The sequence below is a fragment of the Streptomyces sediminimaris genome (assembly GCF_047049295.1).
Taxonomy (GTDB): Bacteria; Actinomycetota; Actinomycetes; order Streptomycetales; family Streptomycetaceae; genus Streptomyces; species Streptomyces sediminimaris.
In genome coordinates, this window is the sequence record NZ_JBJWOT010000005.1 from 1 (window position 1) to 24489 (window position 24489).

1 protein-coding gene and 1 pseudogene are annotated in these 24489 nt (G+C 76.1%); both read right to left on the minus strand.

The genetic code is table 11. The features are described 5' to 3' along the window. On the minus strand, positions 1-1506 hold a 1506-nt coding region (locus ACJ9NR_RS41630; RefSeq protein ID WP_412513011.1), incomplete at its 3' end, for a beta-ketoacyl synthase N-terminal-like domain-containing protein. Positions 1507-1777: 271 nt separating this feature from the next. After that, positions 1778-24433 (minus strand): annotated as a pseudogene (locus ACJ9NR_RS41635) (type I polyketide synthase); the annotation flags it as partial. Positions 24434-24489: the final 56 nt, after the last annotated feature.

Here is a 24489-nt window from a genome sequence, read left to right on the forward strand (position 1 = left end):
GACAGGGTTCGGAGGCGGCGTCGTGGCCACCTGGGACAGGAGATCGTCGGTCCTCTCGCGCAAGGCGTCGGCGGTACGCGCGGAGACCGGCCAGGGCGTGAGCACCGGTGTGGGCTCGGGCTCGGCCGGCCCGTCGGGCGTCTCTTCGGGCAGTTCGAGGACGACATGGGTGTTCGTGCCGCTCGCGCCGAAGGACGACACCGCGGCGCGGCGCGGCCGACCGGTCTGCGGCCAGTCCACCGCCTCGGTCAGCAGGGACACGGCGTCGTGGTCCCACTGGACGCGCGAGGAGGGGCTGTCGATGTGCAGGGTCTTCGGGGCGACGCCGTGGCGCATCGCCTCGACCATCTTGATGACCCCGGCCACGCCGGCGGCCGACTGCGTGTGGCCGATGTTCGACTTGATCGAGCCGAGCAGCAGCGGCGAGCGCCGGTTCCGCCCGTACGCGGCGAGCAGCGCGTGCGCCTCGATCGGGTCGCCGAGGCGGGTGGCGGTGCCGTGCGCCTCGACCACGTCGATGTCCTGGGCCGTCAGACCCGCGTTCGCGAGCGCCTGCCGGATCACCTTCTCCTGCGCCGGGCCGCTGGGCGCGGTCAACCCGTTCGAGGCGCCGTCCGCGTTGATCGCCGAGCCCCGTACCACCGCGAGCACCCGGTGGCCGTTGCGGCGCGCGTCGGACAGGCGCTCGAGCACCAGAACCCCGGCTCCCTCGGCCCAGCCGGTGCCGTTCGCCGACTCGGCGAACGCGCGGCAGCGCCCGTCGGGCGAGAGCGCGCCCTGGATCGCGAACTCGACGATCCCGGCCGGGGTCGCCATCACCGTCACGCCGCCGGCGAGCGCCAGCGAGCACTCGCCACCACGCAGGGCCTGAGCGGCCAGATGCAGCGCCACCAGCGAGGAGGAGCAGCCGGTGTCCACCGACAGGGTGGGGCCGTTCAGGCCGAAGGTGTAGGCGAGCCGGCCGGAGAGCAGGCTGCCGGACTGCGCGGTCTGCCACTCCACGCCCAGCGTCGGCGCCCGGTAGTCGCCGGTGCCGCCACCGACGAACACGCCGGTCCTGCCGCCGCGCAGCGTGGCCGGGACGATGCCGGCCCGTTCCAGGGCCTCCCAGGCCACCTCGAGCAGGATCCGCTGCTGCGGGTCGATGACCAGGGCGTCGGCCGGGGCGATGCGGAAGAACGCCGGGTCGAAGCCGGCGGCGTCGTCGAGGAAGCCGCCCTGCGTCGGTACGCGGCGCCCGGCCGGCCCGGTCTCGAAGCGGTCGAGACCGGCCAGGTCCCAGCCGCGGTCGCCCGGCAGCGGGCCGACCGCGTCCCGGCCGTCCGCGACCAGCCGCCACAGCTCCTCCGGCGAGCGCACCCCGCCGGGGAAGCGGCAGGCCATCCCCACGATCGCGATGGGCTCGGTGGCCGCGTCGGTGAGCCGGCGGTTGTGCTGACGCAAGGTCTCGACCTGCTTGAGCGCGGATCGCAGTGCCTCGACGACGGTGTCCTGAGAGGCGGTCATCTTGTGCCCTTCAACCGGATGTCTGGTCTGATGCGTTGTTCGCCGGGCCGTTCATCGCGGCCTGGACGAGGTCCTCGACGCTCATCGCGTCGACGTCGGCCGACGGCTCGTCCGCCGGTCCTGCCGCCTCGGGGGCGGCCGTGTCGGCCCGGCCGACCAGTCCGAGCAGTGGTTCCAGCACGCCGATCTCGCGCAGCCGATCGAGCGGGACCGAGGCCAGCAGCGCCCGCAGTTCGGTCTCGGCGTCGGCCGGGGGCAGCAGCAGGTCGAGCAGGTGCCCGGCGAGCGCCTGCGGGCTCGCGTGGTCGAACGCGAGCGTCACCGGCAGGCTCAGCCCGGTCGCGGTGGCCAACTGGTCGCGCAGGTCCACCGCGGTCAGCGAATCGAAGCCGAGGTCCTTGAAGGCACGGTCCGCCTCGATCGCGCCGATGTCGGCGTGGCCGAGGACGGCGGCGACGCGCTCGCAGACGAGGTCGGTCGCGGCGGCCAGCCGGTCCGCCGGGGCGGCCAGGGAGCGCAGCCGGTCGCGCAGTGCGCTCGCGGCGGACGCGTCGTCGCGCCGGGCCCGTTCGGCGGCGGTGAGCGCGGCCTGCGCCTCCGGCACACCGGACAGGAGCCGGCCCGGCCGGTTCGCGGTGTGCGCCGGTGCGAACCGGTCCCAGGCCACGTCCGCGACGACGAGCGCCGGAGGTCCGGCGGCCACGGCGCGCGCCAGCGCGGTCAGCGCCTGTGCGGCGGGCATCGGATTCAGGCCGTTGGCGCGCAGGTGCGCGGCCGAGGTGTCGGCGCCCTCCCACGGTCCCCAGGCGATCGATGTCGCCGCGCGCCCGGCGCGTCGGCGACGGGCGGCCAGGGCGTCGAGAGCCGCCGCGCAGGCGCTCTCCGCACCACGCCCGGCCGAGCCCCAGGTGCCGGTGCTCGAACCGGAGAGGACGAACGCTTCGACGGGCCGGTCGCCGAGCAGCTCGTCCAGCGTGACGGCGGCCGCCAGCGCGCCCGGGTCCACTCCGGCGACGAGGACCGCGGTCGGATCCCCGACGCTGTCCAGCGCCCGCGCGAGATCCGCCCGCAGCGTGGGATCGCAGGGTATGAAGTCGACGCTCTCGGGCAGGCCCGGGCCGGAGCCCGGTCCGGCCAGCACCACCCGGGCGCTTTCGCCGAGTCCGCGCAGCAGTGGTGCGCCGACCGCGTCGGCGTCGCCGACCACGAGCACCGTGCCGGACGGGACCCAGGCGGCGTCCGGTGCGACACCGGTGCGGGTGAGGCGCCGGGCCAGCAGGCCGGCGGGGCGCAGTGCGAGCTGGTCCTCGCCCGCGGCGCTGCCGATGAGCACGGCCGCGAGCAGGTCGGCTGTGGCGGTGTCCACACCGGACGGCAGGTCGATCAGCCCGCCCCAGCCGTCGGGGCTCTCCAACGCGCAGGTCAGGCCACGGCCCCATACGGCGGCCTGGTCCGGGTCGGGTGCCGCATCCGCCTCGTCGGTGGCGACCGCGGCCGACGTGACGAACCACAGGGGTGCACGGACACCGGCCCGGTCGAGCGCGGCGAGCAGCTCGGCGGGGTCGACGGCCGTCGCCTGCGCCAGTACGCCGGCGAATCCACGGTCTTGGCGGCCCGCCCGTTCGACGATGCGCTCGCCGAGACCGGGGCCCGCCGGCAGGGCCGCGACCGACGCGTCACCGGCCCAGTCCGGTGCGCCGCTGTCGGCGACGACGGCCAGCCAGGTCCCGCTCTCGGCCGGGGCCCGGCCGGGAACGCGTGTCCAGGAGGCGCGGTAGAACAAGTCGTCCGGGCCGCGGCGCGGTGCCGGGTCGGGCCAGTAGCGCTCACGCTGGAACGCGTACGTCGGAAGATCGAGGGCGGCCGTCCCCGTTCCGCCGAACAGGCCGCCCCAGTCGATGCCCACACCGCGCACGTGCAGCCGGGCGAGCGCCGCGGTGAGTGACGCTGCCTCGTCCTGCCCGTCGCGCACGGCGGCGACGGCCGCCTGGCTGTCGGACACGCACTCGGCGGTCATCGCCGAGAGCACGCCGGACGGGCCGAGTTCGAGGAAGGTGGCGATGCCCGCTCCGGTCAGGGCGCGTACGCCGTCGCCGAAGCGGACCGTCTCCCGGACGTGCCGCACCCAGTAGTCGGCCGAGCGGAGGTCGTCGGACCCCGCGAGGTCTCCGGTGAGGTTGGAGACCACGGGCAGCCGCGGCGGCCGGTACTCCAACTGCTCGGCCACTTGCCGGAATTCGTCGAGCATCGGCTCCATGAGCGAGGAGTGGAACGCGTGGCTGACCCGCAGCCGGCGGGTCCGGTGCCCCTGCTCGGCCAGGCGCGCCGCGGCGGCGAGCACCGGGCCCTCCGGGCCGGCCAGCACGATCGACGCGGGACCGTTGACGGCCGCGAGCGCCACCTCGTCGCCGAGCAGCCCGGCTGCCTCCTCTTCGCAGGCGCGGACCGCGACCATCGCCCCGCCGGACGGCAGCGCCGCCATCAGCCGGGCCCGGGCGCGCACCAGGGCGCAGGCGTCCGCCGTCGACAGCACGCCGGCGACGTGCGCGGCGGCCAGTTCGCCGATGGAGTGCCCGGCGACCGCGGCGGGCCGCACACCCCACGACTCCACCAGACGGAACAGCGCGACTTCGAAGGCGAACAGGGCCTGCTGGGCGTTGCCGGTGTCGGTCAGCGGCTGCGGGTCCTCGCCCCACATCACGGGGAGCAGGCCGGGGTCGAGGTGGGCGAGGATCTCGTCGAGCGCCTCGGCGAACCGCGGGTGACGGGCATACAGGTCCCGCCCCATGCCGAGGCGCTGGGCGCCCTGGCCGGTGAACAGCACGGCCAGGTCGCCGGCTTGTACGACACCGCGCACCGGCTCGGCCTGGTCGCCGGCGCCGGTCAGCAGCACCGCGCGATGCGGCAGCGCGGCCCGGCCGGTGGCCAGAGCCCGCCCCACGGCGTGCGGCGAGAGTTCGGGCCGTGCGGCGGCGAAGGCACCGAGCCGCTCGATCTGCGCGTCGAGCGCGGCGGAGCTGCGAGCCGAGACGAGCCAGGGCACGGGCACGGGCAGGGGTGCGGTGGGCGGTTCGGCGGGCCCGGCGGCCCCGGCAGCCTCGGTCGCCGAGGGTTCTGCGGGTTCTACGGGTTCCGCGGGTGGTTCCTCGACGATGACGTGCGCGTTGGTGCCGCTGATCCCGAACGCCGAGACCCCGGCGCGGCGCGGCCGGAGCCCGGCGCGTGGCCAGTCGCGGGCCGCGGTGAGCAGTTCGACCGCGCCGGACGACCAGTCGACGTGCGGCGAGGCCTCGTCGGCGTGCAGGGTCCGCGGAAGTGTGTCGTGCTGCGTCGCGAGCACCATCTTGATGACGCCCGCGACGCCCGCCGCGCCCTGGGTGTGGCCGAGGTTCGACTTGACCGCGCCGAGCATCAGCGGTGCGTCCCGGTCCTGGCCGTAGGTGGCCAGGAGGGCGTTCGCCTCGATCGGGTCGCCCAGCGCGGTGCCGGTGCCGTGCGCCTCGACGACATCGACGTCCGAGGCCGCGAGGCCGGCGTCGGCGAGCGCGGCGCGGATGACCCGCTGCTGCGCCGAGCCGTTCGGGGCGGTGAGCCCGTTGGACGCGCCGTCGGCGTTGACCGCCGAGCCGCGCAGCAGGGCGAGCACGCGGTGGCCGTGCCGGCGCGCGTCGGAGAGCCGTTCCAGCACCAGCAGCCCGACGCCCTCCGACCAGGAGGTGCCGTCCGCGCCGGACCCGAAGGCCTTGCACCGGCCGTCCGGGGCGAGTCCGCCCTGCAGGCTGAACTCGACGAAGGAATCAGGGGTCGACATCACCGACACGCCGCCGGCGAGGGCGAGCGTGCACTCCCCGCCGCGCAGTGCCCGGGCGGCCATGTGCAGGGCGACCAGTGACGCCGAGCACGCGGTGTCCACCGTGACGGCGGGGCCTTCCAGGCCGAAGGTGTAGGCGATCCGGCCGGACATCACGCTCGCGGTGTTGCCGGTGGCGACGTGGCCGGCGCCGATCTGCCCGGCGGGATCGGCGGTCGCGGCGGCGGCTCGCCGCAGTGCGCCCACGTAGTCCTGGCCGTTGGTGCCGATGAACACGCCGGCCGTGGTGCCGCGCAAGGACTGCGGGTCCACCCCGGCGTGTTCCAGCGCCTCCCACGAGGTCTCCAGCAGCAGGCGCTGCTGCGGGTCCATGACCATGGCCTCGCGCGGTGAGATGCCGAAGAACGCGGCGTCGAACTCGCCCGCCCCGGCCAGGAATCCGCCCGCCCGGGTCGCGCTGCGCCCGGCCAGTTCCCCGAGGTCCCAGCCTCGGTCGGCGGGGAACTCGCCGATCGCCTCGCGCCCTTCGGCGAGCAGCCGCCAGAAGTCCTCCGGTGTCGCTATCCCGCCGGGGAAGCGGCAGCCGATGCCGACGACGGCGACGGGATCGTCCGTCTGCGGCCGGAGCGCGACGGGTGCGGCGGGCGTAGCCTGCGCGGACCGGGCGCCGGACAGTTCGGCGAGCAGGTACGTGGCGAGGTCGCGCGGTGTCGGATGGTCGAACAGCAGGGACGCCGCCAGGCGCAGGCCGGTCGCGGCGGCCAGGCCATTGCGCAGTTCCAGGGTGGTCAGCGAGTCGAAGCCCAGGTCGCGGAAGGGCAGTTCGGCGTCCACGGCGAAGCCGCCGCCGTGGCCGAGCACGTGCGCGGCCCGGCTGCGGATCAGGTCGAGTAGGTGCCGCTCGCGCCGCTCGGGTTCGAGCGCGGCGAGGCGGAGTCGCAGCCCGTCCGGCTCGGTCTCCTCCGACCCGGCTGCATCCGCGGCGGCGCGGCGGGGTTCGGGCAGAGCAGCGAGCAGCGGCGCGGGTCGGCCGGCGCGCAGGACCTGGGCGTAGCGATCCCACTCGACGTCGAGTACGGCGATCCCGCTCTCGCCGGCACCGATCGCCTCACCCAGCAGGTCGAGGGCGGGCCCGCCGGCCAGTGGACGCATGCCGACCCGGCGCATGCGCTCGGCGCCGGTGTCCGTCGCGGCGGCCATTCCGCCCCCGGCCCACGGGCCCCAGGCGATCGCCGTCGCCGGCAGGCCCTGCGCGCGGCGCTGTTCGGCGAACGCGTCGAGGTAGGCGTTGGCGGCGGCGTAGTTGCCCTGGCCGGCGGTGCCGAGCACGCCGGCGACCGAGCTGAACACGACGAACGCGTCGAGGTCCTGGCCGAGGGTCAGCTCGTGCAGGTGCCGCAGGCCGTCCGCCTTCGGGCGCAGCACGGTGGCGAAGCGGTCCGGGGTCAGGGCGTCGACGACGCCGTCGTCGACGACCCCGGCCGCGTGGAACACGGCCGTCAGCGGTTCGTCGGCCGGGATCTCGGCCAGGACCGCGGCGAGCGCCTCGCGGTCGGCCACGTCGCACGCGGCGACCGTGACGTGCACGCCGAGCGCGGTGAGGTCGGCCACCAGGGTGCCGGCTCCGGGTGCCGATTCGCCCCGCCGCCCGGTCAGCACGAGACGCCTGGCGCCGTGGGAGCCGAGCCACCGTGCCACCTGGCCGCCGAGCGCGCCGGTTCCGCCGGTGACCAGGACGGTCCCGCTCGGCGCGTACGGCTCCTGCGGCCGGGGCGCGGCGGCGGGCACGAGCCGGCGGCCGAACGCGCCGGTGGCCCGCACGGCGACCTGGTCCTCCTCGCCGCCGCCTGTGAGGAGTGCGGCCACGAGGCCGTCCGCGGCCGACGCGGCGTCGCCGGGGCCGAGATCGAGCAAGCCGCCCCACAGCTCGGGCAGTTCGAGCGCCGCGGAACGGCCGAAGCCCCACAGCGCGGCCTGTTCCGGATCGGGCGCCTCGTCGTCGGCGGTGACACGGACCGCGCCCCGCGTCAGGCACCACAGCCGGGCCGCGCAGCCGCTGTCGGCCAGGCCCTGGACCGCTGCGGCGGTCCAGGCGAGCAGCTCCTGGGCCGGGCCGCCGGCGAGTGCCGCCAGCGAGACCACGCCGTCGGCGTCGGTGCCGTGCTCGCGGATGCGGTCGGCGACGGTCGCGCGGTCCGGGCCGTCCAGTTCCACCCGGACGGTGTCCGGGGGAAGCAGGTCGAGCACCGGGCCGAGTCCCCCGGCGGCCACCGTGGGCACCAGGGCGAGCCAGCGGCCGGGGCGCGCGGCACGCGCGGTGGCGGGGTGCCACGCGACCCGGTGGCGCAGGCCGTCGTCGCTCGATGAGGTGGCGGGTGTCTCCGGCCAGAACCGCCGACGCTGGAAGGGATAGGTCGGCAGGTCCACGGCCACGGCCGGGAAGCCGGTGAAGAAGCGCGGCCAGTCGACGCTGCCGCCCCGCACGTGCAGGCGGATCACCGCGTCGAGGAGCGTCGCAGCCTCGGGGCGTCCCGGGCGCACGAGCGGCACCGCCGATGTGCCGGGCTCGCCGTCGAGGATGCGGCCGACGAGTGCGGACAGCGCGCCGTCCGGGCCCAGCTCCACGAACGTCGACACGCCCTCCCGGGCGAGCCGGGCGATGCCGTCGGCGAACCGCACCGTCTGCCGCACTTGAGCGACCCAGTAGTCCGGCGAGGTGAGGTCGGCCGGCTCTCCGGTGACGGTGGACACGACCGGGATGCGCGGCGCCGAGTAGGTCAGGCCGGCGGCCACCTCGGCGAAGTCGGCGAGCATCGGGTCCATGCGCGGCGAGTGGAACGCGTGGCTGACGTGCAGCCGCTTGGTGCGGTGTCCGTGCTCGGACAGGCGCGCGGCGACCTGCAGAAGGGGCTCTTCGTCCCCCGCGATGACCACGGCGGACGGCGCGTTGACGGCGGCGACCGAGACGAGATGCGCCTGGCCGTCGAGTTCCGCCATGACGTCCGGCTCGGCGGCGTCGACGGCGATCATGACGCCGCCGGGCGGCAGCGCCTGCATGAGCCGTGCCCGGGCGCTCACCAGCGAGGCCGCGTCGGCGAGTGAGAGCACCCCGGCCACGTGCGCGGCGGCGATCTCCCCGATCGAGTGGCCGATCAGGTGGTCGGGTTCGGCGCCCCACGAGGCGAGCAGCCGGAAGAGCGCCACCTCGATCGCGAACAGGGCGGGCTGCGCGGATCCGGTCTCGGTGAGCGCCTGCGCGTCCTCGCCCCACATGACGTCGCGCAGGCCGGGGTCGAGGTGGGCCAGCACCTCGTCCATGGCGTCGGCGAACACGTCGAACCGCTGGTGGAGCTCGCGTCCCATGCCCAGCCGCTGGCTGCCCTGCCCGGCGAACAGGAACGCGGTGCGCCCGCGGCCGGCGCGGCCGCTCGTCAGTGCCGGATCGGGTTCGCCGTCCCGCAGCGCCGTCAGTCCCGCGAGCAGGCCGTCGCGGTCCTGTGCGGTGAATCCGGCCCGGTGCTCGAACGTCGAGCGGGACACCGCGAGTGCCCGCGCGAGCTCCGGCACGGGGAGCTCGGGCCGGTCGCCCAGCAGGGTCAGCAGTTCGCCGGCGCGTGCCCGCAGCGCCTGCGGGGCACGCGCGGACAGCAGGATCGGCAGCGCGCCGGGGTCGGACGGCGGCGTGGCCGGCGCCGGTGCGGCCGGGGCCTGCTCCATGACCACGTGCGCGTTCGTCCCGCTGAGCCCGAACGAGGAGACCGCCGCGCGGCGCGGGCGACCGGTCTCGGGCCACGCGGTGGTGTCGGTGACCAGGCTGATCGCGCCGCTGCTCCAGCCGACGTGGCTGGACGGGCGCTCCACGTGCAGGGTGCGCGGGACCGTGCCGTGCCGCAGCGCCTGCACCGTTTTGATCACCGAGGCGACGCCCGAGGCCATCTGCGTGTGGCCGATGTTGGACTTGACCGATCCCAGCAGCAGGGGGCGCTCGCGGTCCTGGCCGTACGTGGCGAGCAGTGCCTGCGCCTCGATGGGGTCGCCCAGTGCGGTGCCGGTGCCGTGCCCCTCGACGACGTCGACGTCGGACGGGGTCAGGTCGGCGGCGGCCAGCGCGGCGGTGATCACGCGCTCCTGGGAGGGTCCGTTCGGTGCGGTCAGCCCGTTGGACGCGCCGTCGGAGTTGATCGCGGAGCCGCGCAGCACCGCGAGGACCGGGTGACCGTTGCGCTGCGCGTCGGACAGCCGTTCCAGCAGGACGATGCCGACGCCCTCGGCCAGGGTCATCCCGTCGGCCGTGTCGGCGTACGCCTTGCAGCGGCCGTCGGGGGCCAGGGCGCGCTGCCGGCTGAACCCGATGAACGCGCCGGGAGTCGCCATGACGCTGACGCCGCCCGCCAGTGCGAGGCTGCTCTCGCCGGAGGCCAGCGACTGCGCCGCGAGATGCATCGCCACCAGCGAGGACGAGCACGCGGTGTCCAGCGTGACCGCCGGGCCTTCGAGCCCGAACAGGTAGGCGATGCGACCGGACAGGATGCTCGGCAGCGACCCGGTCACCTGGTGGCCCTCGGCGTTGTCCACGCCGGCCGCCGCGCTGACGGCGTAGTCCTGATAGCTCGCGCCGATGAACGTGCCGGTGCGGCTGCCGCGCAGGGTGTGCGGGTCGAGGCCGGCGCGTTCGAAGGCCTCCCAGGCGGTTTCCAGCAGCAGCCGCTGCTGCGGGTCCATGGACAGCGCCTCACGCGGCGAGATCCCGAAGAACGCGGCGTCGAAGTCGGCGACCTGGGAGAGGAATCCGCCCTGGGTGGAGTACGTCCGGCCGGGCCGGTCCGGGTCGGGGTCGTAGAGCGCGTCGACGCTCCAGCCGCGGTCCGCCGGGAAACCGGAGATCGCGTCGACGCCGTCGAGCAGCAACCGCCACAGCGCCTCGGGGGTGTCCGCGCCGCCCGGGTAACGGCAGGCCATGCCGATGACCGCCACCGGATCGTCCGCGACGGGCACCGTGCCCGCACCCGACGCGCCGTCGGCCGGCGCGGCCGTCCCGGCGGCGCCGCCGAGCCGCCGGTCCAGGAACCGGACCAGCGCGAGCGGGTTCGGGTGGTCGAAGACCACGGTCGCCGGCAGGGTCAGGCCCGTCAGCCGGGCGATGCGGTTGCGCAGGTCGACCGCGGTGACGGAGTCGAAGCCGGCGTCCCGGAAGGCGCGGCGCTCCGGCAGCGCGTGGCCGGAGTCGTGGCCGAGCACGGCGGTCGCCTCCGCGCGGACCAGGTCGAGCAGCCGCCGGGACCGCTCGGTGCCGCTCAGGGCGCGCAGCCGGGCGGCCAGGTCACCGCCGTCCTCTGCGGGTGTCTCGGCCGGCGCCTCGGCCAGTCTGCGCACGGCCGGGATCCGGTCGAACAGCGTGGTGGGCCGGGGCGCGCAGTAAACGGGGTGGTAGCGCTGCCAGTTGACGTCGGCGACGGCGAGCGCGACGTCGTCCGCTTCCAGGACGCCGCCGAGTGCGGTCAGGGCGCGCCGCGGCGTCATGAACTCCAGTCCGCTGCGCTGCAGCCGGTCGGGGTCGACACGGCCGGCCCGCAGGTCGTCCGACCAGATTCCCCAGCACACCGCGGTGGCCGGGCGGCCGGCGGCCCGGCGCTGTTCGGCGAGGGCATGCAGGTAGGCGTTGCCCGCGACGTACGCGGCGTGCCGGCCGCTGCCCCACAGCCCGGCCACGGAGGAGAACAGCACGAAGCGGTCGAGCCCCGGCCCGTCGAAGACCTCTTCGAGGACCGCGGCGCCGGCGACCTTGGCGTGCAGGACGCGGGCGAACGCGGTGAGATCGGTCTCGGCGATCGCGGCCAGTTCGATGGTCGCCGCGGCATGGATGACGGTGCGCACGGGCCGGCCGGCCTCGGCCAGCGTGTCGCGCAGCGCGGCGAGTGCCTCGGGCTCGGTGACGTCGCAGGCCACCGTCTCGGCCTCGGCGCCGAGCGCGGCGAGTTCGGCGATCAGCTCGGTGGCGCCGGGGGCGTCGGGGCCGCGGCGGCTGATCAGCGTGAGCCGTGTGGCGCCGCGTTCGGCGAGCCAGCGGGCCACGTGCGGAGCCAGTGTGCCGGTGCCACCGGTGATCAGGACATTGCCCTCGGGCCGCCATGCGCCGTCTCCGCCGGGCAGGGGCGCGGGCGCGGGCACGATGCGGCGGGCCAGCAGGCCGCCGGGGCGCACCGCGAGCTGGTCCTCCCCGGTGCCGCCGGCCAGTGCGGTCGCCAGCCGGCGCGCGGCGTGCCGGTCCAGCGGGCCGGACAGGTCGACGACGCCGCCGATGCGCTCCGGGTGCTCCAGTGCCGCCGTTGCCATGAAACCGCCGGCCATGGCCTGCGCGGCGTCGGTGACCGGATCGCCCGGTCCGGTGGACACCGCGCCGGTCGTGACGCTCCACAGCGGAGCTGGGGCCTCGAGATCGCCGAGCGCCTGGACGAGCGTCAGCGTCAGGGCGAGGCCGGCGGGCAGGCCCGGCCGCGGATCGGGGCCGCTCGTGGCGGGGAGGGTGGAGACGATCCCGGCGGCGTCGCCGGCCGCGGCGCCGGACAGCCGGTCCGCGAGGACGGTGCGGTCGGTGCAGGACGCGTCGAGGCGGAGCCGGCGTATGTCCGCGCCGTGGGCCGCGAGCGCGTCGGCGACCGTGTCGGCTGCGTCGGTGCGCTCCTCGTCGGCGCAGACCACCAGCCAGGTGCCCGACAGGGAAGAGGACGTGCCGGCCGCGGATGCCGCAACGGGAACCCAGGCCGACCGGTAGCGCCAGGCGTCGAGCGTGGCCTGCTCACAGCGGCGGCGCCGCCAGGCGGTGAGCGCCGGGAGCACCGCGTCGAGCGCGGCGGGGTCGACGTCGAGGTCTTCGGCCAGGCCTGCCGGGTCGGCGGCGTCGAGCGCCGCCCAGGTGCCGTCGGGCTCGGCCTGGTCGGCGGCCGTCGGCAGCGGTGCCGGCGTCCGCCAGTAGGTGTGGTGCTCGAACGCGTAGGTGGGCAGCTCGATCCTGCGCGCCACGGTGCCGGTGAAGCAGCCGGACCAGTCGACGCCCACGCCGTGGACGAACGCCTCGGCGAAGGACTGGTGGACGCGTCGCAGCGAGCCGTGGCTGCGGCGCAGCGTGCCCGTCGCGACGACCGGCTCGCCCACGTCCTCGGCCGTCTGCTGCACCGCGAGGCTCAGCACCGGATGCGGGCTGACCTCGATGAAGGCCCGGTGCTCGGTGCCGAGCAGGGCGCGTACGGCGCTTTCGAACCGCACCGTCTGCTGCAGGTTCCGGTACCAGTAGTCGGCGTCCAGGGTGGTCGTGTCCAGCCAGTCGCCGGTGGTGGTGGAGAAGAACGGGACGGCGGCGGCCTGCGGCTCGATCCCGGCCAGGGCCTCGGCGAGCTCGTCGCGGAGCAGTTCGACGTGTGCCGAGTGCGAGGCGTAGTCCACGGCGATGCGCCGCACCCGGACCTCGTCGGCGTGGAGCCGGTCGATGAGCTCGTCCAGTGCGCCGGGGTCGCCGGAGACGACGGTCGAGCGGGGCGAGTTGACGGCCGCGATCGAGATCCCGTCGCCGATCAGCTCCGCCACCTGCCCGGCGGGCAGCCACACCGACGCCATCCCGCCCCGGCCGGCCAGCCGCGCCGCGATCGCCGCCGAGCGCAGCGCCACCACCCGCGCGCCGTCGGCCATCGACAGCGCGCCGCAGACCACGGCGGCGGCGATCTCGCCCTGGGAGTGTCCGAGCACCGCGTCCGGGCGCACGCCGGCCGACTCCCACAGCGCCGCGAGCGAGACCATCACCGCCCACGACACCGGCTGGACCACGTCCACCCGCTCCAGCGGCGGCGCGCCGTCCGCCTCCCGGACCACGTCCAGCAGCGACCAGTCGACCCAGGTGGACAGGGCGGCGGCGCACTCCGCCATGCGCGCGGCGAACACCGGCGATTCCTCGAGGAGCCGGGCGCCCATGCCGATCCACTGCGCGCCCTGCCCGGGGAAGACGAAGACCGTCCGGCCGGTGACGTCGGCGGTGCCTTCCACCACGACGGCTTCGGTCTCGCCGCCGTCCGCCGCCACCGCGGACAGCGCGCTCGCCTGTTCCTCGCGGTCCCGGACGAGGACGACGGCCCGGTGCTCGAGCAGCGAACGCCGCGTCAGCAGCGCGTGGCCGAGGTCGACCGGCTCCGCGGACGCGAGTGCGGCGAGCCGGTCGGCGTAGGCGCGCAGCGCGGTGGGCGTACGAGCGGACAGCACCAACGGGACGATCGCGGGGGCGGGCGCCGGCTCGGCCGGTGCCGGAAGGGGCGGCGGTTCGGGTGCCTCCTCCAGCAGCAGGTGCGCGTTGGTGCCGCTGATGCCGAACGAGGACACCCCGCAGACACGCGGACGCTCCCCCTCCGGCCACTCGACCGGGTCGGCGACGAGGCGAAGCGCGCCGGTGCCCCAGTCGACGTGGCTCGACGGCTGCTCGGCGTGCAGCGTGGGCGGGAGCGCGCGGTGCCGCATCGCCTGCACCATCTTGATGACCCCGGCGACGCCCGCGGCCGACTGCGTGTGGCCGAGGTTGGACTTGACCGAGCCGAGCCACAGCGGCCGCGCGGGATCACGATCGGCCCCGTACACCGCCTGCAGGGCGCCGGCCTCGATCGGGTCGCCGAGCGCGGTGCCGGTGCCGTGCGCCTCCACGGCGTCCACGTCGGCCGGCCGCAGCCCCGCGTTCGCCAGCGCCTGGCGCATCACACGCTGCTGTGACGGGCCGTTGGGCGCGGACAGGCCGTTGGACGCTCCGTCGGAGTTGACGGCCGAGCCGCGCAGGACGGCGAGCACCGGATGGCCGTGGCGCCGCGCGTCGGACAGCCGCTCGAGCACGAGCAGTCCGGCGCCCTCGGCCAGCGCCATCCCGTCCGCCTGCTCGGAGAAGGCCTTGGAGCGACCGTCGCGGGCGAGTGCGCGCTGCCGGCTGAAGGCGACGAACGAACCCGGACCGGCCATCACGGTCACCCCGCCGGCCAGGGCGAGCGAGGTCTCGCCGGTACGCAGCGACTGCGCGGCGAGGTGCAGGGCGACCAGCGACGACGAGCACGCCGTGTCGACGGTCACCGCCGGGCCCTCGAGCCCGAAGACGTAGGCGAGCCGGCCGGAGAGCACGCTGGGGATGGTGCCGGTGACGACGTGCCCCTCGCCGTCGTCGCCGCCTGCGCCGTAGTCCCCGGTGCTGCCGCCGATGAAGGTGCCGGTGGGGGTTCCGCGCAGCGCGGCCGGATCGATGCCGGCCCGCTCGAACGCCTCCCAGGCGATCTCGAGCAGCAGCCGCTGCTGCGGGTCCATGGCCACCGCCTCGCGCGGCGAGATGCCGAAGAAGGCGGCGTCGAACTGGGCGGCGCCGGTCAGGAAGCCGCCCTGGGTGCAGTAGGTGGCGCCCGGCCGGTCCGGGTCTGCGTCGATCAGGACCCGGCCGTCCCACTCCCGTTCCGGCGGGAAGGGGGTGATGGCGTCGACGCCGTCGGCCACCAGTCGCCACAGCTGCTCGGGGTCGTCGGCGCCGCCGGGGAACCGGCAGCTCATGGCGACGATCGCGATCGGGTCGTCGGAGGCGGCGAGGGTGGCGACGGCGGCGGTCGCGCCCGGCCCGGTGCCGAGCAGCTCGCCGCGCAGGTACGCGGCCAGGTCGGTGACGGTGGGGTGGTCGAAGACCATGGTGGTCGGCAGCGTGCGGCCGATCGTCCTGCCGAGCCGGGCGCGCAGCTCGACCGCGGTGAGCGAGTCGAAGCCGAGGTCGCGGAAGGCGCGCTGTTCGGGAACGGCGTCCGGGCTCGCATGGCCGAGTACCGCGGCGGCCTCGGCGCGCACCAGTCCGGCCAGGAGCCTGTGCTGGGCCGCCTCGTCCAGCGCCGCGAGCCGGGCGGCGTAGCCGGTGCCGGAGCCTTCCGGTTCCGGCACGGCGGGCCGCTCCTCGACCAGCTCGCGAAGCAGCGGGCTCGGTCGTGCCGCGGTGAACACGGGCACGTACCGGGACCAGTCCGCGTCGACGACCGTGACGGTCGGCTCACCGCTCACGAGGGCCGCGCGCAGTTCCTCGAGGGCGTCGGCGGGCGGCAGCGGCCGCAGCCCGCGCAGGGCGAGCTGCCGGCTCTCCTCGGCGCCGGAGGCCAGGCCGGCGCCGGCCCACGGTCCCCAGGCGATGGAGGTCGCCGCGAGCCCGCGCGCGTGCCGGTGTTCGGCCAGCGCGTCCAGGTAGGCGTTGGCCGCGCCGTAGCCCGCCTGCGCGCCGCTGCCGACGACGCCCGCGATCGAGCCGAAGAGCACGAACAGTTCGAGTTCGCGGTCGCCGAGCAGTTCGTGCAGGGCGGCGGCGCCCCCGGCCTTGGCCGCCATGTCCGCGGCGAGATCGGCCGGGGTGGTCTCGGCGAGCGGTCGCATGGTGCTGACACCGGCCGCGTGCACGACGCCGGCGAGCGGTCCGATGCGCTCCAGCAGGGCGGCCAGCGCCTCGCGGTCCGCGGCGTCGCAGGCCACGATGTCGATCTCGGTGCCGCGGGCGGCGATGTCGGCGCGCAGTTCCTCGGCGCCGGGCGCGTCCGGGCCGCGCCGGCTGCTCAGGACCAGTCGGGGCGCTCCGTGGTCGGCGAGCCATCGCGCCACCTCCGCTCCGAGCGCTCCGGTACCGCCGGTGATCAGGACCGTGCCGTGCACGGCCGGTTCGCCGGCCGGCGTCGCGGACCGGTGGCGCACCAGCCGCCGGCCGAGGGCCCCCCTCGCGCGCAGCGCGATCTGGTCTTCGTCGCCGGGGTGGGCGAGGGCGGCGGCGAGGCGGTCGGCCACGGCCTCGGACCCGCCCTCGGGCAGGTCGATCAGGCCGGCCCAGCGCCCGGGGTGTTCGAGCGCCGCGACCCGGCCGAACCCCCACACGGCCGCCTGCTGCGGATCGGTCAGCGGGTCGTGGTCGCCGGTGGACACCGCGCCGCGGGTGACCGCCCACAGCCGGGTGTCGTCGGGCAGTGCGCGCAGCACGTCCAGTACGCCGGAGGGACCGGCGGCGCCGGACGCGAGCACGCCGTCGAACTCGCCGAGCCCGGCCGGCTCGGTGGTGACGGCCTCGGCGGCCGAGTCGGCGTGGCGGACGTCGGCCCCGCGCACGCGCAGCGCGTCCGCCAGGTCGGCGTCGCCGACGACGAGCCACTTCCCGGTGAGCCGGGCGGTCGTCGCAACCGGCAGGGGCGCCCAGGTCACGCGGTAGCGACGCCCGTCGCCGTGGCGCGTGGAGACGGCGCCGCGCACGGGCCAGTAGGTCTCGTGCTGGAACGCGTAGGTGGGAAGCTCCACGAGCCGGGCGCGGGTGCCGGCGTAGTACGAGCGCCAGTCGATCTCCACACCGGTCACGTGCAGTCTGCTCAGCGCGGCGAGCGCGGCCTGGGCGTCGTCGGAGTCGGCGCGCAGCAGCGGGATCAGCGCCACGTCGCCGTTGCCGTTGCCGCCGTCGCCGGCGTCGTCGCCGTTGCCGCCGTCGTCCAGGTCGGCGATCGTCTCGGCGGCCATCGCGCTGAGCACGCCGTCCGGGCCCAGTTCGACGAAGGTCCTGGTGCCCAGCTCGCGCAGGGCGCCGACGGCATCGGCGAACCGCACCGGGCGGCGCACGTGCTCCACCCAGTACTCCGGGTCGCACAGCTCCTCGTCGGCGAGCGCGCCGGTCACCGTGGACACGAAGCGCAGCCTGGGCGATCGGTAGGTTAGGCCCCGCGCCACCGCGCGGAACTCCTCCAGCATCGGGTTCATCAGCTCGGAGTGGAAGGCGTGGCTGGTCCGCAGGCGGCGGCTCTTGGGGAAGCGGGCGGCGAACGCGGTGACCGCGGCCTCGTCGCCGGAGACGACGACGGACCTCGGTCCGTTCACCGCGGCGAGGCCGACGCCGTCGCCGAGCAGCGCGGCCGCCTCCGCCTCGCTCGCGCGGACGGCGACCATCGCCCCGCCGGCCGGCAGGGCCTGCATCAGCCGCCCGCGCGCGGTCACCAGCGTCGCGGCGTCGGGCAGCGAGAGCACGCCGGCGACGTGCGCGGCCGCGATCTCGCCCACTGAGTGCCCGGCGACGGCGCCGGGCCGCACGCCCCACGACGACTGCAGCCGGAACAGCGCGACCTGGAGGGCGAAGAGCGCGGGCTGGGCCCACTCGGTGCGCTCGAGCGCGTCCGGGTCCTCGCCCCACATCACCTCCCGCAGCGCCGGGTCGAGGTGGCCGAGGACCTCGTCCATCGCCTCGGCGAACACCGGATACCGCGCGGCGAGCCCCCGTCCCGCGCCGATCCGCTGGCTGCCCTGGCCGCTGAACAGGAACGCGCGCGGACCGGCCGCGGCCTCCGCCGTGAACAGCGCGGGATCGGGACGGCCGTCGGCGAGCGCGGCCAGGGCCCGGTGCAGCGTCCCGGCGTCGCCGGCCGCCACGGCGGCCCGGTGCGCGAAGGCGGTACGGCTCACGGCGGACGAGTACGCGAGGTCGGCGAGGGGCTCGCCGGGCGGCACGCACAGCAGCCGGGCGGCCTGAGCCCGCAGCGCCGCCTCCGTGCGCCCGGAGACGAGAACCGGCCCGGAGACCGCCGGCGTGCGGTCCGCCTCGGCCGGCGCGTCCTCGGGGTCCGGGTCCGGCCGCTCGAGGATCAGGTGCGCGTTGGTGCCGCTGAATCCGAACGACGACACGGCCGCCCGGCGGGCGCGCCCGGTCCGCGGCCACTCGGTCGGCTCGGTGACGAGGCGGACGGCTCCGTCCTGCCAGTCCACCTTCGACGAGGCCGTTTCCGCGTGCAGCGTGCGCGGCACGGTGCCGTGGCGCATCGCCTCGACCATCTTGATCACTCCGGCGACGCCCGCGGCGGCCTGCGTGTGGCCGAGGTTGGACTTCACCGAGCCGAGCAGCAGCGGCGAACGCCGGTCCTGACCGTAGGTGGCCAGCAGGGCCCGGGCCTCGATCGGGTCGCCGAGCGTGGTGCCGGTGCCGTGCCCCTCGACCACGTCGATGTCCGCGGTGCCCAGCCCGGCCGTGGCCAGCGCCTGCCGGATCACACGCTGCTGCGCGTTGCCGTTCGGGGCGGTCAGCCCGTTCGAGGCGCCGTCCGCGTTGACCGCGCAGCCGCGGACCACGGCCAGGATCCGGTGGCCGTTGCGCAGCGCGTCCGAGCGCCGCTCCAGTACGAGCATCCCCGCGCCCTCGGCCCAGGCGACGCCGTCCGCCCCGTCCCCGTAGGACTTGCAGCGTCCGTCCGGGGACAGGCCGCGCTGGCGGGAGAACTCCACGAAGGCCGCCGGGGTGGACATCACGGTGGCGCCGCCGGCCAGCGCGAGCGTGCACTCGCCCGCGCGCAGTGCCTGCATCGCCCAGTGCATGGCGACCAGCGAGGAGGAGCAGGCGGTGTCCACGCTGACCGCAGGACCCTCCAGGCCCAGCACGTAGGAGATGCGGCCCGAGGCGATGCTCGCGGAGCTTCCGGTGCCGGCGAACCCCTCGAACTCGGGTCCGTCGAGCACCGTGCCGTAGTCGCCGTACATGATGCCGGTGAACACCCCGGTCCGGCTGCCGCGCAGGCCGGCCGGGTCGATGCCGGCCCGCTCCAGCGCCTCCCAGCTGGTCTCCAGCAGCAGCCGCTGCTGTGCGTCGGTGGCCACCGCCTCGCGCGGGCTCATCCCGAAGAACTCCGGGTCGAAGCGGGCGGCGTCGTGCAGAAAGCCGCCGGAGCGGGTGTAGGAGGTGCCGGAATGCGCCGGGTCGGGATGGTAGAGCGTCTCGAGGTCCCAGCCGCGGTCGGCGGGGAAGCCGGTGATCGCGTCCAGGCCCTCGTCGACGAGCCGCCACAGGTCCTCGGGCGATTGCACGCCGCCCGGGTAGCGGCAGCCCATGCCGACGACGACGATCGGGTCCGTGTCGCCCGCGCCGCTCCCGCGGACCGCCGGTGGTTCCGTCGCCGGCGCGGCGCCGGGCGTCCCGGCCGTCAGGTGCGCGGCGAGCGCGGCCACGGTCGGATGGTCGAAGACCAGGGTGGCGGCCAGCCGCAGGCCGGTCGCGACGGACAGCCGGTTGCGCAGTTCGACGGCGGTCAACGAGTCGAACCCGAGGTCGGCCAGCGCACGGTTCGGGTCGATTCCGCGGCCGTCGTGATGGCCGAGGACGGCGGCGATCTGCTCGCGCACCAGGTCGAGGGCCGCGTCCTGCCGTGCGGCGGGGTCGAGCCGGCGCAGCCGCCCGGCGAAGCCGCCCGCCGCGATCGGACCTGCGGCTGCGGACCGTCGCGGCGCCCTGATCAGCCCGCGAAGCACCGGCGGCACGGCCGGGGCTGTGCGCAGGGCGCCCAGATCGAAGCGGACGGCGGCGAGCACCGGGGGCTCGGCACCGGCGGCGGCGTCGAACAGTTCGAGCCCCCGGTCCGGCGTGAGGGGCGGTGTTCCGCGCAGCGTCAGCCGCCGCGCGTCGCTCGCGTCGATGGCCGCTGTCATGCCGCCGCTCGCCGCCCACGGTCCCCAGGCGACGGAGACGGCGGGCAGTCCCGCGGCCCGCCGGGTGGCGGCCAGCGCGTCGAGGAAGGCGTTGCCCGCGGCGTAGTTGCCCTGGCCCGCGGTGCCGATCAGTCCGGCGGCCGACGAGAAGAGCACGAAGGCGTCGAGGTCGAGGTGCGCGGTGAGCTCGTGCAGGTTCCAGGCGGCGTCGGCCTTCGGGCGCAGCACGTTCGCCAGCCGGGCCGGGGTGAGCGCGGTGACCACGCCGTCGTCGAGCACGCCGGCCGCGTGCACCACGGCGGTCACCGGGTGCGCGGCCGCGACCGAGGCCAGCGCCTGGGCCAGCGCGGCGCGGTCGGCGGCGTCGCAGGCCACGGCTTCGACGCTCGCGCCGAGTTCGGTGAGCTCGCCGACCAGCGCGGCGGCCTCGGGTGCGGCGGCGCCGCGCCGGCTGAGCAGCAGCAGGTGGCGCACGCCGCGAGCGCGTACGAGGTGGCGGGCGACGAGCGCGCCGAGGCCGCTGGTGCCGCCGGTGACCACCACGGTGCCGTCGCCGTTCCACGCGCCGGCGCTCTCCTGCCGCGGCATCCGGGCCAGGCGGGCGGCGAGCGGAAGGCCGGCCCGGACGGCGATCTGTGCCTCGCCGGTGCCGAGCGCCGCCCGGACGGCCTGCTCCGTGCCCGCCGCGGACGGGTCGAGATCGAGGAGCATGAAGCGGTCCGGGTGCTCGGCCTGTGCGCTGCGGACGAGTCCGCACACCGCGGCGGCCGCCGCGTCGGTGCCGTCGGTCGCGCCCCGGGTGACGAACACGAACCGGCTGCCGGCGAACCGGTCCTCGGCGAGCCGGCGCCGGATGTGGTCCAACGCGGCCGAGGTCAGCGTCAGCGCGGCGGCGGCCGGGTGGGACGCCTCGCCGTCGTGCACGGAGATCAGCACATGGTCGGGCACCGGCCCGTCGTCGAAGGCGTCCAGGCCGGGCCGGAGGTCCACCGAGAGCAGCCCGGCCAGCCCGAACGGGTCGGGCCCGACCACCGCCACCGCGCCGGAGGCGGCGAGCGTGTCCGGCACGGGGGTCCAGTCCAGGCGGTACAGGTCGTGCTCGGCGGACGGGGCCGCGGTGCCGGCCGGTGCCGCGCGCAGCAGGAGCGAATCGACCCTCGCGACCGGCGCGCCCGTCGGGTCGGCCAGGTCGAGGGTGATCCGATCGCCGCGCACCGCGCAGCGGACCCGGAGCGTCTGCGCTCCGGTGGCGTACAGACGCACCCCGGTCCAGGCGAAGGGCAGCGCCGGTGCGGCCCGCTCCTCCGGCTCGGCGAGATGGGCGATGTGCAGCGCGGCGTCGAGCAGTGCCGGGTGCAGACCGAACGCCGAGGAGTCGCCGGCCGCCGCCGGCAGCTCGACCTCGGCGAGCAGTTCCTCGTCCGTGCGCCAGGCCGAGCGCAGTCCCCGGAACGCCGGGCCGTAGGCGAACCCGGCGGCGGCGACGCCGTCGTAGAAGCCGGAGAGGTCGAGGGGTTCCGCGTCGGCGGTCGGCCAGGTGTCCCCGGGCGGCGACGGGTGCGTGTGCGCTTCGGCCAGCGTGCCGGCGGCGCATTTCGTCCATGCGTCGTCGTCCGAGCCCTCCGGCCGCGCGTGGATCTCCAGCGGGCGGGCCCGGGCCGCCTCGGGGGCGCCGACCCACACCTGGATCTGTACCGCGCCGTCGGCGGGGAGGGTCAGCGGCGCGGTGATCGTCAGCTCGGCCAGCTCGTCGCAGCCGACCTCGTCACCGGCGCGCAGCGCCAGTTCCACCAGCGCCGAGCCGGGCAGCAGCACCGTACCGCCGACGACGTGGTCGGCGAGCCAGGGCTGCGCCTGCACCGACAGCCGCCCGGTGAGCAGCGCGCCGTCGGAGCCGGCCAGCGATACCGCCGCCGCGAGCAGCGGATGGTTGGCCGCTCCGAGCCCGGCCGCGCGCGGATCCCCGGCGGCGGCCGCTCCGGCGCGCGGCCAGTAGCGGCGGCGGTCGAACGGATAGGTCGGCAGCTCCACCGCCGAGGCGGTGGTGCCCGCGAACCAGTCGGTCCAGCGGACCGGGACGCCGCGCGCGTCGAGTTGTGCGACGGTGGTGGTGATGCTCTCGACCTCGTCGGTCCCCGGCCGCAGCGCCGGCAGGGCGGTGAGTTCCGCGTCGACGCCGGCGGCGAGCGCGCTCAGCGAGGTGTCCGGGCCGAGTTCCAGGAGTGTGCGCACGCCGTGCTCGCGCAGCCAGCCGACCGCGTCGCCGAAACGGACCGTGGCGCGGACCTGCTCCACCCAGTAGTCGGGGGTGGCCCACCGGTCGGGCATCGGCGACCCGGTGACGGTGGACACGACGGGGCGCAACGCCTCGCGCGGCGTCAGCCCCTCGGCCACGGCGCGGAACTCCTCCAGCATCGGGGCCATGCGCGGGGAGTGGAACGCGTGCGAGACGTGCAGCCGCCTGATCCGCCTGCCCCGCGCGGCGAGTTGACCGCCGATCGCGTCGACCGCGTCCTCGTCCCCGGACACGACCACGGACGCGGGCCCGTTGACGGCCGCGAGCGCCGCACGGTCGCCGTACTCGGCGAGCAGCGGCCGTACCTCGTCCTCGGCGGCGGCGACCGAGAGCATCGCGCCACCGGCCGGCAGCGCCTGCATGAGCCGGCCGCGCGCGGTCACGAGCGCGGCCGCGTCGGCGAGCGAGAGGACGCCCGCGACATGCGCGGCGGTGATCTCGCCGACCGAGTGGCCGACGAGGAAGTCCGGGACGATGCCCCAGGACTCGATGAGCCGGTAGAGCGCCGTCTCGATCGCGAACAGGGCGGGCTGCGCCCATTCGGTCGCGTTCAGCGCCTCGGCGTCCTCGCCCAGCATCACGTCCCGCAGCGCCGGGTCGAGATGGGTCAGCACCTCGTCGAACGCCGCCGCGAACACCGGGAAGCGCGCGTACAGCCCGCGGCCGGCGCGCAGCCGCTGTGAGCCCTGTCCGGCGAACAGCACCGCGCAGCGGGGCCGGCCGCGCACCACCGCGTCGGCGGGCCGGCCCTCGGCGAGGGCGGCGAGACCGGCCCGCGCCGCCATGCGGTCGGCGGCGACGACCACACCGCGATACGGGAACCGGGACCGGGTGGTGAGCAGCGAGTACGCGAGGTCGGCGGGTTCGGCGTCCACGGCGAGCAGTTCGGCGGCGAGGGCGCGCAGCGATTCCGCGGACCGGGCGGAGACCAGGATCGGCGCCGGTCCCCCGTACGGCACGCCGGCCGGCTCGCCGGACGCGTCCGGGTCGGCCGGCTCGGTCGGTGCCTCCTCCAGGACGGCGTGCGCGTTGGTGCCGCTCAGGCCGAACGAGGACACTCCCGCCCGGCGCGGCTCCTCGGCCGCCGGCCACGCGACCGGCTCGGTCAGCAGGCTTATGGTTCCCGCGGACCAGTCGACCTTCGACGACGGCCGGTCCACATGCAGCGTGCGCGGCAGCACGCCGTGCCGCAGCGCCATCACCATCTTGATGACGCCTGCGACACCGGCCGCGGCCTGGGAGTGGCCGAAGTTCGACTTGATCGAACCGAGGTGCAGCGGTCGGTCCGCGGGGCGGTTGCGGCCGTACGTGGCGATCAGGGCGCCGGCCTCGACCGGGTCGCCGAGCGGGGTGCCGGTGCCGTGCGCCTCGACGGCGTCGATCTGGTCCGTCGACAGGCGCGCGTCGAGCAGCGCCTGTTCGATGACCCGCTCCTGGGACGGGCCGTTGGGGGCGGTCAGGCCGTTGGAGGCGCCGTCGGAGTTGACCGCGGTGCCGCGCACCAGCGCCAGCACCCGGTGCCCGTTGCGCCGCGCGTCCGAGAGCCGCTCCAGCAGCAGCATGCCGGCGCCCTCGGCCCAGCCGGTGCCGTCCGCCGAGTCGGCGAAGGAGCGGCACAGGCCATCGGCCGCGAGACCGCCCTGCTTGCTGAACTCGACCAGCGTCATCGGGCTCGGCATCACGGTCACGCCGCCGGCGAGCGCCAGTGCGCACTCCCCGGCCCGCAGCGCGCGCAACGCCAGGTGCAGCGCGACCAGCGAGGAGGAACAGGCGGTGTCGACGGTGAGCACCGGGCCGACCAGCCCGAGCACGTAGGCGATCCGGCCGGAGACGACGCTCGAGGCGTTGCCGGTGAGCGCGAAGCCCTCGACGTTCTCACCCGGCCCCGGCTGGTAGTCCTGCGGGATCGCGCCGACGAACACGCCGGTCCGGCTGCCCTTGAGCGTCGTCGGGTCGAGACCGGCCCGCTCGATCGCCTCCCAGGTCGTCTCCAGTACGACGCGCTGCTGCGGATCCATCGCCAGCGCCTCGCGCGGTGAGATGCCGAAGAAGTCGGCATCGAACATCGGCGCGTCGTGCAGGAAGCCGCCGGCGTGCGTGGCCGAGCCGCCGAGCGCGTCCAGGTACCAGCCGCGGTCGGTGGGCAGTCCGGACACCCCGTCGCGGCCCTCGGCCACCAGGTCCCAGAGGTCCTCCGGCGAGGCGACGCCGCCCGGGTAGCGGCAGCCCATCCCGACGATCGCGATGGGCTCGTGGGCCGCCGCCTCGACCTCCTGCAGGCGCTGCCGGGTCCGCTGCAGGTCGGCGCCGGCGCGCTTGAGGTAGTCGCGCAGCCGCTGCTCCGTGTCCATGGGACGCCCCTTCCGTGTTCGTGGTGCGCGACACCGTGCAGCCGAGTGTGTCGAGC